Annotated in this window: 19 protein-coding genes and 1 tRNA gene; 3 read left to right on the top strand and 17 right to left on the bottom strand. The window is 60.1% G+C overall.

Features of this window, described 5'->3' with window-relative positions; all coding sequences use genetic code 11:
* Positions 1-216: 216 nt before the first annotated feature.
* Positions 217-292: transfer RNA gene (locus V0R37_RS21655), tRNA-Thr, on the bottom strand.
* A 235-nt stretch (positions 293-527) separates the two neighbouring features.
* Here V0R37_RS21655 and V0R37_RS21650 point away from each other — a divergent pair.
* Positions 528-1,292, top strand: coding sequence for an aldolase/citrate lyase family protein (locus tag V0R37_RS21650; protein WP_420376494.1), 765 nt, complete (start codon positions 528-530; stop codon positions 1,290-1,292).
* Positions 1,293-1,384: 92 nt separating this feature from the next.
* On the opposite strand, the gene V0R37_RS21645 is transcribed toward V0R37_RS21650, so the two are convergent.
* From V0R37_RS21645 to petA, 5 genes are all read right to left on the bottom strand, one after another.
* A complete protein-coding gene (locus V0R37_RS21645) occupies positions 1,385-1,834 on the bottom strand; it encodes a ClpXP protease specificity-enhancing factor (RefSeq protein ID WP_420376493.1) in 450 nt (149 codons plus the stop codon).
* Between the two features lie 7 nt (positions 1,835-1,841).
* Positions 1,842-2,450 (bottom strand): glutathione S-transferase N-terminal domain-containing protein, encoded by a 609-nt coding sequence (locus V0R37_RS21640; RefSeq protein ID WP_420376492.1) that lies wholly within the window; start codon positions 2,448-2,450, stop codon positions 1,842-1,844.
* Positions 2,451-2,594: 144 nt separating this feature from the next.
* Positions 2,595-3,443: a cytochrome c1 gene (locus tag V0R37_RS21635; RefSeq protein ID WP_420376491.1), complete on the bottom strand. Its 849-nt coding sequence runs from the start codon at positions 3,441-3,443 to the stop codon at positions 2,595-2,597.
* A gap of 26 nt (positions 3,444-3,469) precedes the next feature.
* Positions 3,470-4,858, bottom strand: coding sequence for a cytochrome b (locus V0R37_RS21630; protein WP_420376490.1), 1,389 nt, complete (start codon positions 4,856-4,858; stop codon positions 3,470-3,472).
* Positions 4,859-4,937: 79 nt separating this feature from the next.
* Positions 4,938-5,582 carry a ubiquinol-cytochrome c reductase iron-sulfur subunit gene (gene petA / locus V0R37_RS21625; protein ID WP_420376489.1) on the bottom strand — a complete coding sequence of 215 codons (645 nt, stop codon included), beginning with the start codon at positions 5,580-5,582 and terminating at the stop codon, positions 4,938-4,940.
* A 124-nt stretch (positions 5,583-5,706) separates the two neighbouring features.
* Here petA and mscL point away from each other — a divergent pair, with 124 nt between their 5' ends.
* Positions 5,707-6,162 carry a large conductance mechanosensitive channel protein MscL gene (mscL, locus tag V0R37_RS21620; RefSeq protein ID WP_420376488.1) on the top strand — a complete coding sequence of 152 codons (456 nt, stop codon included), beginning with the start codon at positions 5,707-5,709 and terminating at the stop codon, positions 6,160-6,162.
* A gap of 8 nt (positions 6,163-6,170) precedes the next feature.
* On the opposite strand, the gene V0R37_RS21615 is transcribed toward mscL, so the two are convergent.
* Positions 6,171-6,947 (bottom strand): Nif3-like dinuclear metal center hexameric protein, encoded by a 777-nt coding sequence (locus V0R37_RS21615; RefSeq protein ID WP_420376487.1) that lies wholly within the window; start codon positions 6,945-6,947, stop codon positions 6,171-6,173.
* A gap of 25 nt (positions 6,948-6,972) precedes the next feature.
* Between V0R37_RS21615 and V0R37_RS21610 the strand changes: the two genes are divergently transcribed.
* Positions 6,973-8,100, top strand: a complete 1,128-nt coding sequence (locus V0R37_RS21610) for a S1C family serine protease (RefSeq protein ID WP_420376486.1) — start codon at positions 6,973-6,975, stop codon at positions 8,098-8,100.
* 118 nt (positions 8,101-8,218) lie between these two features.
* Here the strand turns inward: V0R37_RS21610 and tatC are convergent, their stop codons facing one another.
* The 10 genes from tatC to hisB are packed head-to-tail and all read right to left on the bottom strand — an operon-like array spanning position 8,219 to position 13,739.
* Entirely contained in the window at positions 8,219-9,022 is an 804-nt protein-coding gene (gene tatC / locus V0R37_RS21605) for a twin-arginine translocase subunit TatC (protein WP_420376485.1), read from the bottom strand.
* Positions 9,019-9,483: a Sec-independent protein translocase protein TatB gene (gene tatB, locus V0R37_RS21600; RefSeq protein ID WP_420376484.1), complete on the bottom strand. Its 465-nt coding sequence runs from the start codon at positions 9,481-9,483 to the stop codon at positions 9,019-9,021. Before tatB ends, tatC begins: the two co-directional genes overlap by 4 nt.
* Positions 9,484-9,534: 51 nt before the next feature.
* Positions 9,535-9,762, bottom strand: coding sequence for a Sec-independent protein translocase subunit TatA (tatA, locus tag V0R37_RS21595; protein ID WP_420376483.1), 228 nt, complete (start codon positions 9,760-9,762; stop codon positions 9,535-9,537).
* Between the two features lie 13 nt (positions 9,763-9,775).
* Positions 9,776-10,144, bottom strand: a complete 369-nt coding sequence (locus tag V0R37_RS21590) for a histidine triad nucleotide-binding protein (protein WP_420376482.1) — start codon at positions 10,142-10,144, stop codon at positions 9,776-9,778.
* A 20-nt stretch (positions 10,145-10,164) separates the two neighbouring features.
* Positions 10,165-10,509, bottom strand: a complete 345-nt coding sequence (locus V0R37_RS21585; RefSeq protein ID WP_420376481.1) for a phosphoribosyl-ATP diphosphatase — start codon at positions 10,507-10,509, stop codon at positions 10,165-10,167.
* Positions 10,506-10,910, bottom strand: a complete 405-nt coding sequence (gene hisI / locus V0R37_RS21580) for a phosphoribosyl-AMP cyclohydrolase (protein WP_420376480.1) — start codon at positions 10,908-10,910, stop codon at positions 10,506-10,508. Before hisI ends, V0R37_RS21585 begins: the two co-directional genes overlap by 4 nt.
* On the bottom strand, positions 10,907-11,716 hold the full coding sequence (hisF, locus tag V0R37_RS21575) for an imidazole glycerol phosphate synthase subunit HisF (RefSeq protein WP_420376479.1): 810 nt from the start codon (positions 11,714-11,716) through the stop codon (positions 10,907-10,909). Before hisF ends, hisI begins: the two co-directional genes overlap by 4 nt.
* On the bottom strand, positions 11,713-12,456 hold the full coding sequence (gene hisA, locus V0R37_RS21570; protein WP_420376478.1) for a 1-(5-phosphoribosyl)-5-[(5-phosphoribosylamino)methylideneamino]imidazole-4-carboxamide isomerase: 744 nt from the start codon (positions 12,454-12,456) through the stop codon (positions 11,713-11,715). The genes hisF and hisA overlap by 4 nt, the downstream gene beginning before the upstream one ends.
* Positions 12,457-12,460: 4 nt before the next feature.
* Positions 12,461-13,114 (bottom strand): imidazole glycerol phosphate synthase subunit HisH, encoded by a 654-nt coding sequence (hisH, locus tag V0R37_RS21565; protein WP_420376477.1) that lies wholly within the window; start codon positions 13,112-13,114, stop codon positions 12,461-12,463.
* A gap of 37 nt (positions 13,115-13,151) precedes the next feature.
* Entirely contained in the window at positions 13,152-13,739 is a 588-nt protein-coding gene (gene hisB / locus V0R37_RS21560) for an imidazoleglycerol-phosphate dehydratase HisB (protein WP_420376476.1), read from the bottom strand.

The following is a 13,739-nucleotide window of genomic DNA, read 5'->3' as shown; positions in this document are numbered from 1 at the left end:
TCTTGGCCCTGTGCGGTTGGAACGGTGTCATTAACCGTGTTTGATGAGTGCCCATCCCCCGTTTATGGGGAAGAGCCAATGCTCTCACGCAGAGCGTACGGATTCAGGAATTTTGAGAATTACCGCCTGCGGGTCTTGGCCCTGTGCGGCTGGAACGGTGTGATTAACCGTGTTTGATGAGTGCTCTTCCCCCGATTGGGGGGAAGAGCCATTTTCTGGTGCCGGTTAGAAGAGTCGAACTCCTGACCTTCGCATTACAAGTGCGCTGCTCTACCAACTGAGCTAAACCGGCGAACGCATAATTCTACAGGAATTTCGGGCCTGCGTTTTCAATGCGGATCGTAGCGGATACGCCCGGATAGCCGGCGTAATTTTCATGGCCGATGGTAAGATCATCGAGCAGGCGCCGCCCGAGCAATTTTTCAACAACCCCCGGCACGACAAACCCGCAACTTCCCGGGCCAGACTCTTACTTCTTAAGCTGGCCGCCGGATGGCGCGGGGCCGCCATTACAGGAAAATCGATCCATGAAGGTTCCCGTCAATCGCTTCAAGCAGGCCATCCGCGCCGGACAGCATCAACTGGGTCTGTGGGTGTCGCTGGCGCATCCATACAGCGCCGAGGTGGTCGCGGGCGCCGGATTCGACTGGCTGGTTTTTGATACCGAACATTCACCCAACGATGTCCAGACGGTATTGGGACAGATGCAGGCTGCGGCGCCCTATCCGGTCTCCACCATGGTGCGCCCCAGCTGGAACGATCCCATTCAGCAGAAACGCTACCTGGATATCGGTGTGCAGACCTTGCTGCTCCCCTATGTGCAGAACGCCGAAGAGGCCGAGCAGGCGGTTGCCGGCATGCGCTATCCCCCGGCCGGCACGCGTGGCGTGGGCGGCACCATGCGCGCCAGCGCCTTCGGGCGTAATTCCGATTACATCCGCCAATGCCAGGACGAACTGTGCCTGCTCGTGCAGGTCGAGACACAGGAAGGCCTGGATAATCTGGAAGCCATCGCTTCGGTCGATGGCGTGGACGGCGTGTTTATCGGTCCGGCGGACTTGTCCGCCAGCATGGGCTATCCGGGCGAGCTGGCGCATCCCCAAGTCAAGTCGGCGATCGAAGACGCCATACGCCGCATCAAAGCCTGCGGCAAAGCGCCGGGCGTGCTAACCGTCGACGAGGCCCTGGCGCGACGCTATATGGAAGTGGGTACGCTGTTTACGGCGGTGGGAATGGATATGTCCATCCTGGCGCGCGAAGCGGACAGGCTGGCGGCGCGTTTCCGGGCCTGAAGCCATTTCCTTAGAAAAAATCCCGTTGTTTTTCCAACAACGGGATTTTTTACGGATTACAGCAATGCATTGCGCTGAACGACAGGCCGCCCTTACTTGACGATGGTCAGCCGGGGTGGCTTCGGGTCGTCCGAGGACGGGTCCGGCTTGTCGCCCTCTATGCTCGAACCGCTGTCGGCAACCACCCTGGGGGCGGAGTCGGACGGTTCGCCGGCTGGATGCGGCTGCGATTCCACGACATCGAAACCCATGCCCGCGCCGGTTTCCCGGGCGTATATGGCCGATACCGCCGCTACAGGCACGAAAATCTGTTCGGTGACGCCGCCAAAGCGGGTCTGGAATTCGATATAGTCATTGCCCAGCGTCAGGCGGTTGGTGGCCAGGGTCCCGATATTCAGGGTGATCTGGCCATCGTGGATGTGCGCCGGAGGAACGACGGTGTTGGCGTCGACCGTTACAACGATATGAGGGGTGTAGCCGTTATCGGTACACCACTCGTGCAGCGCGCGTATCAGGTACGGTTTGGTAGAGGACTCTTGCATGGCTTCGTTAGCGGCGCATGACCTTCTCGGAAGGCGTCAGCGCTTCAATGTAGGCCGGGCGCGAGAAAATACGCTCGGCGTATTTCTGGATGGGGGCCGCGTTCTTGGGCAGTTCGATGCCGTAGTGGTCCAGGCGCCAAAGCAAAGGCGCGACGGCTACGTCCAGCATCGAAAATTCCTCGCCCAGCATGTACTTGTTTTTTAGCAGCAAGGGGGCCAGTTGCGCAAGGCGGTCGCGGATATTCTGGCGCGCGATGTCTTGTGCCCGGGTATCGGTGGAACTGCGGTCTTCGAGCACGGAAACGTGTACGAACAGCTCCTTTTCGAAGTTGTACAGGAACAAGCGGGTGCGGGCGCGCATGACCGGGTCGGCCGGCATGAGCTGCGGATGCGGGAAGCGCTCGTCGATGTATTCGTTGATGATGTTGGACTCGTACAGGACCAGGTCGCGCTCGACCAGGATGGGAACCTGGCCGTAGGGATTCATCACCGCGATGTCTTCGGGCTTGTTGTACAGATCGATGTCGCGGATTTCAAAATCCATGCCTTTTTCAAACAGCACAAAGCGGCAGCGTTGGGAGAACGGGCAAGTCGTTCCAGAATAGAGCACCATCATGTCGCGGATTCCAATCGTAGAAATGAGAACAAGAGCGCGCACCGGAATGCGGCTCCGAAAAAGGGAAATAGGCGTATCAGACTACGCCTATTTCTTGACCGGTAGCTGACATGCAGCGCCACCTGGCGCTACCGGCGGTCAGCTTTACTTGACGTTCTTCCAGTAGGCGGCGTTCAGGCGCCATGCCACCAGCAGGAAGAAGGACAGGAATAACAGGATCCAGACGCCCATTTGCTTGCGTTGCTGCTGCATGGGTTCGGCCATCCAGCCCAGGAAATTGCTGAGGTCGGCCACGTTGTTGTCGAACACGGCAGTCATCCTGGGATCAGGCGAAGACAGCACGGCCTTGTCGACGCTTGCGCCTTCGTAGTCTTTCAGGACTTCGGTCTTGATTTCCGAAAAGCCCTGAGCGTCGTACTTGGCGGTGTGGCGTTCCCACTGCGAGCTGCCGTCGGCCTTGGCTACGTCGTGGATGGTGACGTGTTCCAGCGCGCGCGGGCCCTGGAGCTGCCACAGCACATTGGGCATGCCGACACTGGGGAAGACCAGGTTGTTCCAGCCTGTGGCCTTGGAGGTGTCGCGGTAGAACGTACGCAGGAAAGTGTACACATAGTCGACACCCGATGGGCCCATGGTGGTGGACTTGGCGCGGGCAATGACCGACAGGTCGGGCGGCGCGGCGCCGAACCATTTCTTGGCGTCTTGCGGCGTCATGGCGATATGCATGAGATCGCCCACTTTTTCGCCCGTGAACAGCAGGTTCTTCTTGATCTGTTCGTCGGTCAGGCCGATCTCGGTGAGCTTGTTATAGCGCATCGAAGAGGCGCTATGGCAGCCCAGGCAGTAGTTGACGAACAGCTTGGCGCCGTTTTGCAACGAAGCCATGTCGTTGATGCGATCGGGCGCGTGATCGAGCTTGTAACCACCCTCTGCGGCGACTGAGACCGCGCAGACCAGTGATAACGCGATGGTACCTAGCAGCTTTTTAATCATGATTGTTCCGTAACGTATTGGTGGCCTTAATGAGCGTGAAACGTGACGCGGTCGGGGACTTGCTTGAAGGTACCCAGACGGCTCCAGACGGGCATCAGGAAGAAGAAGCCCAGGTAGATCACGGTTCCGATTTGGCTCATGAGGTTGAAGGTTGGATTAGGCGCTTGCGTGCCCAAATAACCCAGCACCAGGAAGTTGACGATGAAAATAGCATACAGGTACTTGTGCCAGGTTGGACGATAGCGGATCGACTTGACCGGCGAGTGATCCAGCCATGGCAGGAAGAACAGGATGACCACGGCGCCGCCCATGGCGACCACGCCCCAGAACTTGGCGTCGATGGCGCGCAGCAGCACAGCCACCAGCAGCAGGACGACAGGCACCGCAATGCGCATGATGCCTTTCAGGTTGCCCTTCAGGAACAGGGCGATGGCCGCGATGACGGCGCCCGCGACCAGAACCCAGGTGAAGTCGGCCGTGGTGGCGCGCAGCATGGAGTAGAACGGCGTGAAATACCAGACCGGCGCGATGTGCGGAGGCGTCTTCAGCGGATCGGCGGGAATGAAGTTGTTGTACTCAAGGAAGTACCCGCCCATTTCGGGGCCGAAGAAAATTATGGCGGCAAAGACGATAAGGAAGCCGGCCACACCCATGATGTCGTGCACCGAGTAGTAGGGGTGGAACGGGATGCCGTCCAGCGGATGGCCGTTGCGGTCCTTGGGGCCTTGCTTGATTTCGACGCCGTCGGGGTTGTTGGAGCCCACTTCATGCAAGGCAATGATGTGCGCAACGACCAGGCCGATGAGGACCAGCGGGATGGCGATGACGTGGAAGGCGAAGAAGCGGTTCAGCGTGGCATCGGACACGACATAGTCGCCGCGGATCCAGATGGCCAGTTCGGGACCGATGAACGGAATGGCCGAGAACAGGTTCACGATGACCTGGGCGCCCCAGTACGACATCTGGCCCCATGGCAGCAGGTAGCCGAAGAAGGCTTCGCCCATGAGACAGAGGAAAATGGCGACGCCGAAGATCCAGACCAGTTCGCGCGGCTTGCGGTACGAGCCGTAGAAAAGGCCGCGCAGCATGTGCAGGTAAACCACCACGAAGAACATGGACGCGCCGGTGGAGTGCATGTAGCGGATCAGCCATCCCCATGGCACTTCGCGCATGATGTATTCGACCGATTCAAACGCCAGCTTGGCATCGGGCTTGTAGTTCATGACCAGGAAAATGCCGGTTACGATCTGTATGACCAGTACCAGCATTGCCAGCGACCCAAAGAAATACCAAAAATTGAAATTCTTGGGCGCATAGTATTCCGACATATGGTCTTTGAACAGGCTGGTAAGCGGAAAACGCCTATCTATCCATCCTAAAAGTCCTGTCGTCTCGACGGTTTTCTCGCCAGCCATGAAACGGCTCCTTATCTTATCTTACGGCGTATAACGGGTTCGGTTCGCGGGGCGCCTTGCGGGCGCCCGGTTCGGTGGATCAGGCCTTGTTGCTTTCGTCGACACCGATAGTTATGTGGGTGCCATCGGCCGAGTAGGTATAGGGCGGCACTTCCAGGTTGTCGGGTGCGGGCTTGTTGCTGAATACCCGTCCGGCCAGGTCGAAGGTGGAGCCGTGGCAGGGGCAGTTGAAGCCGCCTTCCCAGTTGGCGGGCAGGCCGGGCTGGGGGCCGGGCGTGAAGGCTGGCGATGGCGAGCAGCCCAGGTGCGTGCAGATGCCCACGCAGACGAAGAGTTCGGGCTTGCGCGAACGGTACTCGTTCTTGGCGTATTCGGGGGTGAAGCCGGGGCGATCGGAATTGGGATCGGCCAGTTCGGCGTCGTTGTCTTTCAGGTGCTCGAGCTGGCTGGTGGTGCGATGCATGATCCAGACCGGCTTGCCGCGCCATTCGACGGTAATCATCTGGCCCGGTGCAATATTGGATACGTCGACTTCCACCGGCGCTCCGGCGGCGCGCGCCTTTTCGGACGGCGCAAACGAACCCACGAAGGGAACGGCGGTGGCAACGCCTGCGACACCGCCCACGGCACAGGCGGAAGCTACCCAGAAACGGCGCGAAGGATCGGGTGGAAGGTTGGGGTCAACCGCAGCGGAATCATCGAGCTGTGTCGTAATCTGGCTCATTCTAGTATCCTTATTCATGCCCGAGCAGGGCATACCATTCACTGTTTTTTGGCTATGTACTATCTTATCAACCGCGTATTATAGCGTTAGCCCGCTATCGGGTGTAACGGGAAAGGAAGAAGACATGAGCAAAGCACGGGGTTTCCTGCAAGAATTCCAAGAGTTCGCCGTCAAGGGCAATATGATCGATCTGGCGGTCGGCGTCATAATCGGCGCGGCATTCGGCAAGATCATCGACTCGCTGGTCAAAGACATCATCATGCCGCTGGTGGCCTTCGTCGTTGGCGGCGAGGTCGACTTCACCAATCAATTCTGGGTATTGCGCGCGCCGGAGAATTTTTCCGGCCCTGAAACCTACGATGCATTGACCAAGGCGGGAGCCGTCGTGTTGTCGTGGGGCAACTTCCTGACCATTCTTATCAATTTCGTTCTGCTGGCCTTTGTGGTGTTCTGCCTGGTCAAGGCCGTCAACGCGGCGCGCAACCGGGTGGCCCGACAGGAAGAAGCGGTTGCGCAAACCGCTCCCACCCCCGAAGACGTCGCGCTGCTGCGCGAAATCCGCGATCTCCTGAAAAAATAGCCGGCTGTTCAGATCGGATTATCGATATCCACGAACTCCACCTTGATGCCGAACTCGTCCGCTATGGCCTGGCCCAGGGCCTGTATGCCATAGCGTTCGGTCGCATGATGGCCGGCAGCGATGAATGCCGTGCCGGTTTCTTGCGCAAGGTGGAAAGTCGGTTCCGAGGCCTCGCCGGTCAGGTAGGCATCGGCGCCCGCCGCCACGGCGGCTTGCATCATGCTTTGCGCGCCCCCCGTGCACCAGGCGATGCGGCGTATCGCTTGTTGTGTATTCCCCACAAGCAAGGGGCGACGTTGTAAGGCATTGCAAATACTGTTTCCAAGTTCATCCAGTGTTTTTGCGGGCTCGCAGCGGCCCAGCCAGACCAGGCCGTCAGGGCCGCAGACGACCGGGTTTCCATTGCCGTCCCGCTCGACCTCCAGGCCCAGAACACGGGCCAGTTGCGCGTTATTGCCCAGCACGGGATGGGCATCCAGAGGCAGGTGGTAGGCGAAAATATTCAGGTCGTGGCGCAGCGCGAGCGATAGGCGTTTGCGCTTGGGGCCGCGCACACAAGGGTCTTCATTCTTCCAAAACCAGCCGTGATGCACCAGGATTGCATCCGCTTTGCGCTCGATCGCGGCTTCCAGTAACGCCTGCGTAGCCGTAACTCCGGTGATAATGTGACTGATCGCGGCTTTGCCTTCGACTTGCAGTCCATTGGGACAGTAATCCTTGAAGCGCTGGACTTGCAAAGTGGCATCGAGCCAGTCGGCCAATTGCTGCGTAGATACCTGATTCATTGCCTGTCTTTTCCCTTATTGCCTTATGCGTCGATTGTGGTTGCTATTTGCCCAAACGGTAACAGTATGCCTGGGTATTTTATTCATCGTTGCAACCTTGCGCCCGGATTGGCTGCATTCCGCGCCTCCTCCGCCCGCGCCGGCGGTGGCCCCGCCTTTGCAGGCGTCATTCGCCGCCGCAGTGGCGCAAGCCACGCCATCGGTGGTCAACGTTTATACCAGCAAGCATATCAATGTGCCGCTGATACCGCTGCCCGCCGACCCCGAGCTTGAGCGCCTGTTCCGCGATATTCCCGGCTTCAGCCGGCGCAAGGAGTCCACCAACCTGGGCTCGGGCGTCATTGTGCGCGGCGACGGCTATATATTGACCAACTACCACGTCATCGAAGCGGCCGACGCCATCGAGGTTGCGCTTAGCGACGGGCGCCAGACGCGCGCCGAACTGGTGGGCGCGGACCCCGAAAGCGATCTCGCCGTCCTGAAGATAGACCTTCCCGATCTGCGGGCCATTGGTTTCAACGGCGAGCATCAGGTCCGTACGGGCGACGTGGTGCTTGCCATCGGCAATCCATTCGGCGTGGGGCAGACCACCACCATGGGCATCGTATCGGCGCTGGGGCGCAATCGCCTGGGCATCAATATTTACGAGAACTTCATTCAGACGGATGCCGCCATCAATCCCGGCAATTCGGGCGGCGCCCTGATCGACACAACGGGCCGGCTGGTGGGCATCAACACGGCGATCTATTCCGAAACGGGCGGTTCGCTGGGCATAGGGTTTGCGATCCCGGCGCAGGCCGCGCACACCATCATGGACCAGATCATCAAGACCGGCACGGTAACCCGCGGCTGGCTGGGCATCGAGCCCCAGGACATCACTCCCGATCTGGCCAGGGCCTTCAACCTGAAGCAGAGCGACGGCGTGATCATTGCCAGCGTCCTGCGCAACGGTCCCGCTTGGCGAGCGGGAATCCGGGTGGGCGATATCGTGCTGAAGCTGAATGACCAGACGGTCTACGATTCCATCGGCTTTCTGAACCAGATCGCCCCGCTGCCTCCGCGAGAAACGATAACGCTGACCATCATGCGCGAGGGCAAGAAGCGGGACCTGGATGTGCAGGTCGGCACCCGGCCGCGCATACGCAAGCCCTGATTGGTACACGAAAGGACGCGCGATTCCGGGAGCCGCCTTATCGGCGGTTCCGGAAACAGAGACGCCCCGGGGCAAGCGGGGCGTCTCTGTTTCGGCAGGCGATGATGCCAGTTAGATATTAGTCGTTGCGCGGAGCGATTTCGTCGGCATCGAGATCTTCATCTTCTTCAAGGTCGTCTTCCTGCGGTTTCGCTTCGTGCTTCTTGAGGGTGCTGGCAACCAGCACGCCCAGCTCGAAAAGCAGGCACAGCGGCAGTGCCAGCATGAATTGGCTGACCACATCCGGAGGCGTCACGACCGCGGCGATGATGAAGGCGCCGACGATGACGTAGCCGCGTGCCGATCGTAGCTTCTGTACGGTGACGATGCCGCTTTTTACCAGCAAGATGACCGCGATCGGCACTTCGAACGTAACGCCGAAAGCGATGAACATGGTCATGACGAAGCTAAGGTAGGCTTCGATATCCGGCGCGGGCGTGATCGATTCCGGCGCGAAATTGGCGATGAAATGAAAGACCGTGCCAAACACCACGAAATAGCAAAATGCCATGCCCATCAGGAAAAGCAGCGTGCTGGAGGCGATAAGCGGCAGGGCCAGTTTTTGCTCGTGCCGGTACAGGCCCGGCGCAACGAAGGCCCAGGCCTGATACAGCACGATAGGCAGCGCCAATACGAAGGAGGCCAGCAGGGTGACCTTGATGGGTACCATGAACGGCGTGATGACGCCGGTGGCGATCATGCGCGTGCCTTCGGGAAGGGAGGCCAGCATGGGTTGCGCCAACAGGTCGTAGATGGCGGATGGACCCGGATAGATGAACAGGACCACGAAAACGGCCAGCACGGATGCTACGGCCCACATCAGGCGTGTGCGCAATTCGACAAGATGCGAAATGAAAGTGTCTTGGGATGCTTCTTGTGTCACGTTGGCGTCCCTGATTTGGTCTTGCCGGCTTCGGTATCGGTGAATCCCGGCAGGGGAAGGGACGAGGCGGCTTCATCGCCGGGCAGCTTGGCCGCGTCCGCCGCGGAAGCGGGCGCTTGAGCCGATTCCGCCTTGGCGGTGTCGACCAGGGTTTCGACGGAAGCCGAGGCGTCCTTGAGCGCCTGCTGGGCCTCGTCCAGGGGCTTGCGCAGACTATCGGTGGCGTCCTGCATGGAGGACTTGACCGAATTGGCGGCTTCTTCCATCTGGCCCTTCAGATTGTTCAACTCGTCCAGATTCATTTCGCGCTGGATGTCCGTTTTGACATCGCTGACATAACGCTGCGCGCGCCCGACCAGATGCCCGATGGTACGGGCAACCTTGGGCAGGCGCTCGGGCCCGATGACGATCAGCGCAATGACGCCGATCAGCATGAGCTCACTAAAGCTGACGTCGAACATGTGTAAGGAATCCGCTTAAAAAGAGGTTAAGGAAAAATGCAGCCCTCTTTTTCAGGCGTCGGTCTTCTCTTTGGCTTGAACGTCGATGGTGTCGTCGCTTTGAACGCGCTGTGCGACCGATTCGGGCTTCTTTTCCTCGGATGCGTCGCGCATGCCTTTCTTGAAGCCTTTCACCGCGCCGCCCAGGTCTTCACCCATGTTGCGGATTTTCTTGGTGCCGAACACCAAGGCGACAATGACCAGGACGATAAGCCAGTGCCAAATGCTGAAACTACCCATGATACGGTCTCCGTTAGGCGGCTGGTGCCGCGCGTTTATCCCAGGGGCGAGGGCCCCCGATAATATGAAAATGCAGGTGGGCGATTTCCTGCCCGCCTTCGACGCCGGTATTGACGACCAGCCTGAACCCGCCATCAGGCCCCGGCGTACAGCCATTATCGTGCGCCAACCGGGGCGCCAGGGCCATCATTCTACCCAACCATTGGGTATCTTGAGGGCCAATATCCTGCATGGATACAACATGGCGTTTCGGTATTAACAGCAAGTGTACGGGAGCCGCGGGATTTATGTCGTGAAAAGCGAAAAAATCCTCGTCTTCGTACACTTTTTTCGAGGGTATTTCGCCCTTGGCTATTTTACAGAACAGGCAGTTGTCGCTCATGAGGGCCTCGCGTGTGGTGTTCAGGATTCGGATCGGCCGGCTTTTTCGGCCAGGCCGGATACGCCTTCGCGGCGAGCCAGCTCCGCCAGCACCTGTTCGGGCCGCAGTCCGTAGTGCGCCAGGGCCACCATGCAGTGAAACCAGAGGTCGGCGGTTTCCGCCACGATGCGATCAGGCGTGTTGTCCTTGGCGGCCATCACCAGCTCGGTGGCTTCTTCGCCGATTTTCTTCAGGAAGGCGTCGGGGCCGCGCGCCAGCAGCTTGGCGGTATACGAGGCGGAAGGGTCGCCGCCGTTCGCCGGCAGCCGCGATTCGAGCGTATCGGCCAGGCGGGCCAGGATGGTGGACGTATCTTGCGGATTCATTTGTAAATTAGCTCGGGGTCTTTCAGGACGGGATCCACCGCTGTCCAGACGGCATTGCCGGCGGTGCCGTCCAGGCGCCGGTAAAAGCAGCTTGCGCGGCCGGTATGGCAGGCGATGCCGCCTTCCTGCTTGACCTTGAGCAGGACGACGTCGCCGTCGCAATCAAGACGGATTTCGTGCACGATCTGCACATGGCCGGATTCCTCGCCTTTGCGCCAAAGGCGCTTGCGCGAGCGCGACCAGTACACGGCGCGTCCGGTCGCGATGGTTTCTTCCAGTGATTCGGCGTTCATCCAGGCCACCATAAGGATGTGGCCCGTATCGAAATCCTGGGCGATGGCCGGCAGCAGGCCGTTGTCGTCGAAATGGATGGCGTCCAGCCAGGTGGTTTCTTGCGTCATGCCGTCAATCGTACCTTAATGCCCTGTTCAGCCATGAATTGCTTGGCTTGCCGAACGGTGTATTCGCCGTAATGGAAAATGCTGGCGGCCAGGACGGCGTTGGCGCGCCCCGTGGTGACGCCGTCGGCCAGGTGCTGAAGGTTGCCCACGCCGCCCGAGGCGATTACCGGGACGGCGACGGCGTCGGATACGGCGCGGGTCAATTCCAGGTCGAAGCCCGACTTGGTGCCGTCGCGGTCCATGCTGGTCAGCAGCAGCTCGCCGGCGCCGTATTCCGCCATCTTCCTGGCCCATTCCACCGCATCGATGCCGGTGGCCTTGCGTCCGCCATGGGTGAAGATTTCCCATCGCGCGGCTTCGCCGGCCGGCGATACACGGCGCGCGTCGATGGCCACGACGATGCATTGCGATCCGTGATAATCGGCGGCGTCGCGAACCAGATCGGGATTTGCGACGGCGGCGCTGTTCATCGACACCTTGTCGGCGCCGGCATTGAGCAGGCGCTGTATATCGGATACCTGGCGCACGCCTCCGCCCACGGTCAGCGGGATGAAGACCTGTTTGGCCACCGATTCGATGATGGGCAGGATCAGGTCGCGCTCGTCGCTGGTGGCGGTGATATCCAGGAAGGTGAGCTCGTCCGCGCCTTGTTCGTTGTAGCGCTGGGCGATCTCGACCGGATCGCCGGCATCGACCAGATCGACGAAATTGATGCCTTTGACCACGCGGCCCGCCGTGACATCCAGGCAGGGGATGATGCGCCGCGTAAGTTCGGTATCGGCAAAGGCGTTATCGGTTTGCGTCATGTCGTTCCGAGTTCGTCGGCCATATCTTGCGCGGCGGCGAAGTCCAGGGTGCCCTCATACAGGCTGCGGCCCAGGATGGCGCCTTCCACGCCTTCGTCCTCGACCGCGCACAATGCTTCGATATCGCGCAGGTCGGTCACGCCGCCCGAGGCGATGATGGGAATGTTGACGTGCTGCGCAAGCTTCACGGTGGCCTCGATATTGACGCCGGACAGCATGCCGTCGCGGCCGATATCGGTGTAGACGATGGCTTCGCAGCCGTAGTCCTCGAATTTGCGGGCCAGATCCAGCACGTCGTGGCGCGTCAGCTTGCTCCAGCCGTCGGTGGCGACCTTGCCGTCGCGGGCATCCAGGCCGACGATGATGTTGCCGGGAAAGGCGCTGCATGCATCGCGCAGGAAGCCGGGATCCTTGACCGCGGCCGTGCCGATGATGACGTAGGTAATGCCGGCATCGAGATAGCGTTCGATGGTGTCCAGATCGCGTATGCCGCCGCCGATCTGCACGGGGATGTCATCGGCCACGGCCTCGATGATGGACTTGATGGCGGCCTCGTTCTTGGGCTTGCCGGCTATGGCGCCGTTCAGGTCGACCAGGTGCAGGCGCCGGGCTCCTTGCTCGAGCCACTGCGTGGCCATGGCCGCGGGGTCATCTGAAAAAATGGTTGCGTCGTCCAGGTCGCCCTGGCGCAGGCGCACGCAACGCCCGTCTTTTAGATCGATGGCGGGGATGAGTAGCATGATGTTATGGATTCCAATCAACAAAATTCCGATACAGGCGCAAACCATGGTCGGCGCTTTTTTCGGGATGGAACTGTACTGCGAAAATGTTAGCCGCTGCCACGGCACAGGTAAAGCTTGCCCCGTAGTGGCTTACCCCAACAGTAAGCGCCGGATCGTCCGGTTCGGCATAGTAGCTATGCACGAAATAAAAATGGGCCTGATCCGGAATGCCTTGCCATAGAGCATGGCCGCGGGTCTGCTGCACGCGGTTCCAGCCCATATGAGGGACCTTCAGCCGTTCCTGTTCCGGGGCGCCCTGCGCGGCGCTGGCATATTGCGGGCCTGCGAAGCGTTTTACGCGGCCGGGAAATACGTCCAGGCAGGGGACATGGCCTTCTTCGCTTTCGGTAAACAGCATTTGCTCGCCCACGCAGACGCCCAGCAGGGGCTTGCCGCGGGCGGCGCGGACGACGGCTTCGCGCAAACCCGATTTGTCCAGAGTGCGCATGCAGTCCGGCATGGCGCCTTGACCGGGGAATACCACGCGCGAGGCCTGGTCGATGTCCTGCGCCTTGCTGCAGATTCTGATGTCGGCATCGGGCGCGGCCGCTTGCAGCGCGCGCGCCACCGAGTGGAAGTTGCCCATGCCGTAATCAACGATGGCGATAGTATTCACGGTAATCAGCCGTTAATGGGTTGTGCGGATACGTGGCTTAAAGCACGCCCTTGGTCGACGGCACGACGCCGGCGTTGCGCGGATCGTGCTCGGTGGCCATGCGCAGCGCGCGGCCGAAAGCCTTGAAGACGGTTTCGCACTGGTGGTGCGAATTCTCCCCGCGCAGGTTGTCGATATGCAGCGTAACCAGCGCGTGATTGACGAAGCCCTGAAAAAATTCGCGAGCCAGATCGACGTCGAACCGGCCGATGTGCGAGCGCGTGAAGGGAATGTGATAGTACAGCCCAGGGCGACCCGAGAAATCGATGACGACGCGCGACAGCGCTTCATCCAGCGGCACATAAGAATGGCCATAGCGGCGCAAGCCTGCCTTGTCGCCCACGGCGGCGGCAAAAGCCTGGCCCAGGGTAATGCCCACGTCTTCGACAGTGTGGTGGTCGTCGATATGGGTGTCGCCGTCGCACTGGATGTCCAGGTCGATCAGGCCATGGCGCGCGATCTGGTCCAGCATGTGATCCAGGAAAGGCACGCCTGTGTTGATGGTTTGACGGCCTGTGCCGTCCAGATTGATTGAAACGCGCACGCGGGTTTCATTGGTGTTTCGGGTGATGTCGGCAGTACGCAT

This window comes from Pollutimonas rozaliensis, from assembly GCF_048751585.1.
In the GTDB taxonomy this organism is placed as follows: Bacteria; Pseudomonadota; Gammaproteobacteria; order Burkholderiales; family Burkholderiaceae_B.
Note: the sequence above shows the minus strand (reverse complement) of the source record. Positions and strands in the feature narration are given on the sequence as shown.

What these genes read in the sequence shown, in the direction of transcription:
- V0R37_RS21630 (WP_420376490.1), bottom strand. Translation starts at nt 4,858, where the DNA reads ATGGCTGGCGAGAAAACCGTCGAGACGACAGGACTTTTAGGATGGATA.
- V0R37_RS21640 (WP_420376492.1), bottom strand. Translation starts at nt 2,450, where the DNA reads ATGATGGTGCTCTATTCTGGAACGACTTGCCCGTTCTCCCAACGCTGC.
- V0R37_RS21650 (WP_420376494.1), top strand. Translation starts at nt 528, where the DNA reads ATGAAGGTTCCCGTCAATCGCTTCAAGCAGGCCATCCGCGCCGGACAG.
- petA (WP_420376489.1), bottom strand. Translation starts at nt 5,582, where the DNA reads ATGAGCCAGATTACGACACAGCTCGATGATTCCGCTGCGGTTGACCCC.
- V0R37_RS21610 (WP_420376486.1), top strand. Translation starts at nt 6,973, where the DNA reads ATGCGTCGATTGTGGTTGCTATTTGCCCAAACGGTAACAGTATGCCTG.
- V0R37_RS21585 (WP_420376481.1), bottom strand. Translation starts at nt 10,509, where the DNA reads ATGAATCCGCAAGATACGTCCACCATCCTGGCCCGCCTGGCCGATACG.
- V0R37_RS21615 (WP_420376487.1), bottom strand. Translation starts at nt 6,947, where the DNA reads ATGAATCAGGTATCTACGCAGCAATTGGCCGACTGGCTCGATGCCACT.
- hisF (WP_420376479.1), bottom strand. Translation starts at nt 11,716, where the DNA reads ATGACGCAAACCGATAACGCCTTTGCCGATACCGAACTTACGCGGCGC.
- V0R37_RS21635 (WP_420376491.1), bottom strand. Translation starts at nt 3,443, where the DNA reads ATGATTAAAAAGCTGCTAGGTACCATCGCGTTATCACTGGTCTGCGCG.
- mscL (WP_420376488.1), top strand. Translation starts at nt 5,707, where the DNA reads ATGAGCAAAGCACGGGGTTTCCTGCAAGAATTCCAAGAGTTCGCCGTC.
- tatB (WP_420376484.1), bottom strand. Translation starts at nt 9,483, where the DNA reads ATGTTCGACGTCAGCTTTAGTGAGCTCATGCTGATCGGCGTCATTGCG.
- hisB (WP_420376476.1), bottom strand. Translation starts at nt 13,739, where the DNA reads ATGCGTACTGCCGACATCACCCGAAACACCAATGAAACCCGCGTGCGC.
- hisA (WP_420376478.1), bottom strand. Translation starts at nt 12,456, where the DNA reads ATGCTACTCATCCCCGCCATCGATCTAAAAGACGGGCGTTGCGTGCGC.
- hisI (WP_420376480.1), bottom strand. Translation starts at nt 10,910, where the DNA reads ATGACGCAAGAAACCACCTGGCTGGACGCCATCCATTTCGACGACAAC.
- tatA (WP_420376483.1), bottom strand. Translation starts at nt 9,762, where the DNA reads ATGGGTAGTTTCAGCATTTGGCACTGGCTTATCGTCCTGGTCATTGTC.
- V0R37_RS21590 (WP_420376482.1), bottom strand. Translation starts at nt 10,144, where the DNA reads ATGAGCGACAACTGCCTGTTCTGTAAAATAGCCAAGGGCGAAATACCC.
- V0R37_RS21645 (WP_420376493.1), bottom strand. Translation starts at nt 1,834, where the DNA reads ATGCAAGAGTCCTCTACCAAACCGTACCTGATACGCGCGCTGCACGAG.